The organism is Bacteroidota bacterium (assembly GCA_016183775.1).
Lineage (GTDB): Bacteria > Bacteroidota > Bacteroidia > JABDFU01 > JABDFU01 > JABDFU01.
In genome coordinates this window covers 1-5,713 of the sequence record JACPDY010000028.1, presented here as the reverse complement: position 1 = coordinate 5,713, position 5,713 = coordinate 1, and the positions used below count along the sequence as shown (strand labels likewise).

The 5,713-nt window shown below is 40.5% G+C and carries 7 protein-coding genes; all 7 read left to right on the top strand.

Annotation, left to right across the window (positions count from 1 at the left end):
- Nucleotides 1-105 precede the first annotated feature (105 nt).
- The 7 genes from HYU69_04020 to rplT all read left to right on the top strand — a co-directional run bounded on the left by HYU69_04020 (nt 106) and on the right by rplT (nt 5,472).
- On the top strand, nt 106-999 hold the full coding sequence (locus tag HYU69_04020) for a hypothetical protein (GenBank protein ID MBI2269507.1): 894 nt from the start codon (nt 106-108) through the stop codon (nt 997-999).
- Between the two features lie 40 nt (nt 1,000-1,039).
- Nucleotides 1,040-1,495 (top strand): PPC domain-containing protein, encoded by a 456-nt coding sequence (locus HYU69_04015; GenBank protein MBI2269506.1) that lies wholly within the window; start codon nt 1,040-1,042, stop codon nt 1,493-1,495.
- Nucleotides 1,496-1,508: 13 nt separating this feature from the next.
- Nucleotides 1,509-2,003, top strand: a complete 495-nt coding sequence (locus HYU69_04010; GenBank protein MBI2269505.1) for a hypothetical protein — start codon at nt 1,509-1,511, stop codon at nt 2,001-2,003.
- 135 nt (nt 2,004-2,138) lie between these two features.
- A complete protein-coding gene (thrS, locus tag HYU69_04005) occupies nt 2,139-4,079 on the top strand; it encodes a threonine--tRNA ligase (protein MBI2269504.1) in 1,941 nt (646 codons plus the stop codon).
- An 87-nt stretch (nt 4,080-4,166) separates the two neighbouring features.
- A complete protein-coding gene (locus HYU69_04000) occupies nt 4,167-4,682 on the top strand; it encodes a translation initiation factor IF-3 (protein ID MBI2269503.1) in 516 nt (171 codons plus the stop codon).
- Between the two features lie 76 nt (nt 4,683-4,758).
- Nucleotides 4,759-4,968, top strand: coding sequence for a 50S ribosomal protein L35 (gene rpmI, locus HYU69_03995; GenBank protein MBI2269502.1), 210 nt, complete (start codon nt 4,759-4,761; stop codon nt 4,966-4,968).
- Between the two features lie 159 nt (nt 4,969-5,127).
- Entirely contained in the window at nt 5,128-5,472 is a 345-nt protein-coding gene (gene rplT / locus HYU69_03990; GenBank protein ID MBI2269501.1) for a 50S ribosomal protein L20, read from the top strand.
- The last annotated feature ends 241 nt before the right edge of the window (nt 5,473-5,713 follow it).

The window sequence follows — 5,713 nt, the reverse complement described above, 5'->3', positions numbered from 1 at the left end:
ACCAAACATACAAGCAATTGTGTGTGGGAGTACGAAGATGAAAATTTACGCTCTTAACCTGTTCTTAAAAAATTGAATATCAATGCTTAACTAAATTATATACAGATGAAAAACATTATTTTTCCGGGCACATTGAAATTTGCGTTTGTAGTTTCAATAGCTGCACTCATGATATCTTGCGGTGGAAGCGAAACCGCTAAAGATACACCCTCCGAGAACGCTGTTATTTCCGACTCCGCATCTCAAACCAGCGAAGAAGTTGAACAGGTTTCTTATAATCTTCCTTCTCCCCTTCAGATCGCCTCTTTGTTCAAAAAATCAGGGTTAAAATACCTGGAAGGCGTCACTAATAATCAAAAGGACCCGTCAAAATATACCGCTAATTATTCCAAATCGCTTAACCTGGGCATATATGGTGCCGACCTTGCTTATTGCGTTCTGAACAAACAGAGCCAGGATGCACTGACCTACATGAAGGCCTCTACACAGCTTGCAAGCTCACTGGGCATGACCAGCATATTTGAAGAAGGCGGCTTTGTTAAACGTTTCGAAAAGAATATCAATGCCGAAGATTCTCTACGGAACATTATTGCCGAATTACAGATGGCAACTGATACTTACCTCGAAGACAATGAGCAGCAGCAGATCTCCGCTATAGCTTTTGCCGGTGCATGGACTGAAGCAATGTATATCGGATCCCGGGTTTTCGAAAAATCAAAAGACAAAAGACTCAACAACAAGATCTCCGAGCAAATGACCATTCTTTCCAAAATAGTCAATGTTTTGAAAACACACCAGTCCAAAGATCCCGGCATTGCCACACTGGTTACCGATATGAATACTTTACTTGATGCCTATAATAATTTTGAATCTGTTAAAAAAAGTAAAGCATTACCTGAAGATGACAATTCGGGGTTGGTCGTAGAACTCACCGAAAACGAAACAACAGAACTGATCAAAAAAATAACAGAGTTGCGTAACAAATTTGTAAACAGCTGATCTTAATATGGTATTAAAAACATTTTCAACTCGAATTGATATGAAAAAAATTAACCTGATCATTGCCATAGTTCTGTTCATAACTGCTGCAGTAACTCCTGCTAAGGCACAATGTAAAGCCAAGCAGGTAGTAAAAGAGTGCAAGCCTGCCATTGCCCCTTTTCAATATGACAGTTATGCCTTAAACGAAATAACTGCAGATCCCGCCAAACCGCAGGTAATTGAAGTTGAATTCACTGCTTTCGCGGGCCAGCAATATAAACTGGTGTTCTGCACCTCAGGTGTTGAAGAAGATCTCAAGCTGAATATCTACGACAAAAATCTACGCTCGAAAAAACGCAACAAGATATATGACTCAGCTAATGGCTCTGACAAACGCTGGACATTCGAACCGACAAAAGCCGGTACTTATTTTATTGATTATGAGATCCCGAAATCCGCCACCGGTAAAAAGAAAACCGGCTGCGCGGTAATGTTGATAGGCTACAAAGAATAATAAACTATCCACAATGCTTGTTTCGTTCGCAGGCAAACAGAAAATACCGGTAAATATAAAACAGTCCAAAGGGCTGTTTTTTACTTTCTGCACATTCATATTACTTTCCTATCCTTGCAACGCACAATGCAAATCGAAATTACTTACAGGCATTTGTAAGTTAAACCTCGGCGAATTTCTATACGACAGCTTCGAGATCAGCAAGTTTGATTACAGCGATGTCCCCCAGACAATACATGTTCAGTTTATGACCTACAAGGCCTCCCGGTACAAAGTATTATTCTGCACTGGTGATCAGGATGATCATGTTCAGGTAAATATATATGACAAGGATGTAAGAGTACGAAACAGAAAAAAAGTGTACGACTCAAAGCAAAGCTCAGGTTGTTTCTGGGTCTTTCAGCCTCCGCATACCGGAACCTATTTCATTGAATACACCATTCCACCAACTGCCAAAGTGAAACAAAAACACGGCTGCGTTGTGATGATCGTTGGTTACCAGTTATAGCTATAACAGCAGAGTAGCCGGTTTGATTTCAATTACAAAACACCCTATAGCTTTCGCACAGTTAATAGCCGTCGTATAAATCATTATCTTTGTGCGATATTAACCCTGCGTTGTAAGCAGGAAAAACGGTTACCTATGATAAATATTACCCTGCCCGACGGATCCGTCAGGCAATACCCAAAAGGGAGCACAGCGCTCGATATTGCAAAGAGCATCAGCGAAGGATTGGCCAGGAATGTTTTAGCCGCAAAGATAAACGGTGACATACGGGATGCTGCACGCCCAATAAATTCAGATGCCAAACTTGTTCTTCTGACCTGGAACGACGAAGGCGGAAAATCAACCTTATGGCATTCCTCTGCCCACCTCATGGCCGAAGCGCTTGAAGCACTTTATCCGGGCGTTAAATTCTGGGTGGGACCACCTGTTGAAAATGGTTTTTATTATGATATTGACCTGGACGGAAAAACCATTTCCTCTGACGACTTCAAAAAAATTGAAGACAAGATGATCGAGCTGGCAAGGCAAAACAACGCTTATGTCAGGAAGGATATTTCTAAAAAAGATGCCATTGCATACTTCAGAGAAAAAAATGACGAATACAAACTCGACCTACTTGAAGGATTGGAGGATGGCAACATTACTTTATACCAGCAGGGAAATTTCACTGACCTGTGCCGTGGCCCGCACGTGCCAAACACCGGTTTTATAAAAGCTGTAAAACTCATGACCATTGCCGGTGCCTATTGGAAAGGCGATGAAAAAAACAAAATGCTTACCCGCATTTACGGAATAAGTTTTCCAAAAGAAAAAGATCTTAAAGAATACCTGACCCTGCTTGAAGAAGCTAAAAAACGTGACCACCGCAAACTTGGCAAGGAACTGGAGCTTTTCGCCTTTTCTGAAAAAGTGGGAATGGGCTTGCCTTTATGGTTGCCCAAAGGTGCCGCATTACGCGAACGCCTCATCCAGTTTTTACAGAAACAACAGATTAAATCGGGCTATCTGCCGGTAGCAACCCCACACATTGGTAATAAGCAATTGTATATAACCTCCGGCCACTATGAAAAATACGGGAAGGATAGTTTTCAACCCATAAATACGCCGCAGGAAGGGGAACAGTTTTTCCTCAAGCCGATGAATTGTCCGCACCATTGCGAGATATACAAAACCTCTCCCCGATCTTATAAAGATCTGCCCCTGCGCTTTGCGGAATTTGGTACTGTTTACCGTTATGAGCAGCATGGTGAATTACATGGCTTAACGCGCGTACGTGGCTTTACGCAGGATGATGCGCACTTATTTTGCCGGCCCGACCAACTGAAAGAAGAGTTCTGCAAAGTTATTGACCTGGTTTTATATGTATTCAAGTCACTTGATTTTCAGGATTATACAGCTCAAATATCATTACGCGATCCTGAAAACAAGGCCAAATACATTGGCAGTGATGAAAATTGGCAAAAAGCCGAACAGGCCATCATTGAATCAGCTGCTGAAAAAGGACTCAAAACAGTTATTGAGCTTGGAGAAGCCGCCTTTTATGGACCAAAGCTCGATTTCATGGTGAAAGACGCTATTGGGCGCAAATGGCAGCTCGGAACTATACAGGTTGATTATAACCTGCCCGAACGCTTTGAATTGGAATACACAGGTAGCGACAATATGAAACACAGGCCTGTAATGATACATAGAGCTCCTTTTGGCTCATTGGAGCGTTTTATAGCTGTTTTAATAGAGCATTGCGCCGGAAACTTCCCTTTATGGCTTACGCCCGAACAGGTATATGTACTCCCGATCAGCGAAAAATACAACGATTACGCCAAAAAAGTTTTAGAATTGCTAAATAATTCCGATATTCGCGGCCTTGTTGACGAACGGAACGAGAAGATTGGCAAGAAGATACGGGATACTGAAATGAAAAAAATCCCCTTCATGTTGATCGTTGGAGAAAAAGAAGAAGCGGAAAAAAAAGTATCCGTGCGTAAACATGGCGAAGGCGATAAAGGAATTTTCACCATTGACGAATTCGCAAATATTATAAAAAATGAGAGCGAAGCCAAAATGGTTTCGGCCTGATAAATAATAAACTTAAAAACGGAGGTAGTTATAGCAATAGTATTTAATAAACCCAGACCATTTTTTCCAAGACCTAATAACAGGTTTGTGAAAAAAGAAGCAGCGCACAAAATTAACGAACGTATTACGGCTGCTGAAGTACGTGTTGTTGGCGATGGTATTGAAGGAGGAGTTTTTCCGATCGCCGAAGCCATTGAAATAGCGAAAAATGCGGGTGTCGACCTCGTTGAAATTGCACCAACTGCAGTTCCTCCTGTTTGTAAAGTAATTGATTATAAAAAATTCCTTTACGAGCAGAAGAAGAAGGCCAAAGAAATGAAGGCCAAAGCGCAGAAGGTAGTTGTGAAAGAAATACGATTTGGACCCCACATAGATGATCACGATTTTACTTTTAAAAAGAATCACGCGATGAACTTTTTAAAGGAGGGCTCAAAAGTAAGGGCTTATGTGATGTTCAGGGGCCGTGAAATTGTTTATAAGGATCAGGGTGAATTATTATTATTGCGTTTTGCAAATGAATTGGAAGAGTTCGGAAAAGCAGAACAGCTTCCTTTGTTAGAGGGAAAACGGATGATGATGATTATTGCACCGAAGAAGAAGTAAATAAGCGGCAGTGGCAGGAGGCAGTAGCAGTAAAAAAGGATGCCAATTTTAATTTGTAATTTTTAATTCTCACAAGATGCCAAAAGTAAAAACAAACTCCAGTGCAAAGAAAAGATTCTCTGTAACCGGAACAGGTAAGATAAAAAGAAAGCAAGCTTTCAAAAATCACATTCTTACCAAGAAAGCAAAGAAACGTAAAGAAAAACTTGCCGGCTTCGTTGAAGTTCATCCTTCAGATGTAGGAAGAGTGAAATTTATGCTGAACCTGGGTAAGGGGAAAGCGTAGCACCTAATCCGTCACGCTATGGCGTGACACCTTCTCCAAATGGAGAAGGTAAATGAGGAAATGGTTTTTTATTCTTTATATAAGTAGTATAAACCCGGTGCTGAGCTTTAAGATTCATTGGTAAAACAATGAGCGCTTCTCGCCAAAAACCTAAACATCATGCCAAGGTCGGTTAACAATGTGGCTTCGAGAGCCAGGAGAAAGAAACTTCTAAAACAAACAAAAGGATATTGGGGCGCACGCAAAAATATTCTTACAGTTGCCAAACACGTTTTTGAAAAAGGTTTACAATATGCCTACAAAGGCCGTAAACTGAAAAAACGCAGCATGCGCGGATTATGGATACAACGTATTAATGCAGGTGTTCGCGAACACGGCATGAGTTACTCCGAATTTATGGGTAAAATTCACAAAAAAAATCTGAACCTGAACCGCAAGGTTTTAGCTGACTTAGCACTTAACCAGCCTGAAGCTTTTAAAGCTGTGGTTGAGTCGGTGAAATAGGCTCCAAATAAATGTAAATAAGAAAGGAATCCAGTTGGGTTCCTTTTTTATTCCGGGATTTATTGATCCGGTAAATTATACCAATTATAAATATTAATTAGTCCAATTTATATTTGAAAAAACATACCCAAATCCACATGTTTTTTTTATGCTTTGTTCTGTGATGTTGCTAAGTTCAAGTGTAATAAAGTCACTTACTTCATCAAGGGTTTTATGAAGTTTATTGGTAAATTTTCTTTTT

What these genes read in the sequence shown, in the direction of transcription:
- HYU69_04020 (MBI2269507.1), top strand. Translation starts at nt 106, where the DNA reads ATGAAAAACATTATTTTTCCGGGCACATTGAAATTTGCGTTTGTAGTT.
- HYU69_04015 (MBI2269506.1), top strand. Translation starts at nt 1,040, where the DNA reads ATGAAAAAAATTAACCTGATCATTGCCATAGTTCTGTTCATAACTGCT.
- HYU69_04010 (MBI2269505.1), top strand. Translation starts at nt 1,509, where the DNA reads ATGCTTGTTTCGTTCGCAGGCAAACAGAAAATACCGGTAAATATAAAA.
- thrS (MBI2269504.1), top strand. Translation starts at nt 2,139, where the DNA reads ATGATAAATATTACCCTGCCCGACGGATCCGTCAGGCAATACCCAAAA.
- rpmI (MBI2269502.1), top strand. Translation starts at nt 4,759, where the DNA reads ATGCCAAAAGTAAAAACAAACTCCAGTGCAAAGAAAAGATTCTCTGTA.
- rplT (MBI2269501.1), top strand. Translation starts at nt 5,128, where the DNA reads ATGCCAAGGTCGGTTAACAATGTGGCTTCGAGAGCCAGGAGAAAGAAA.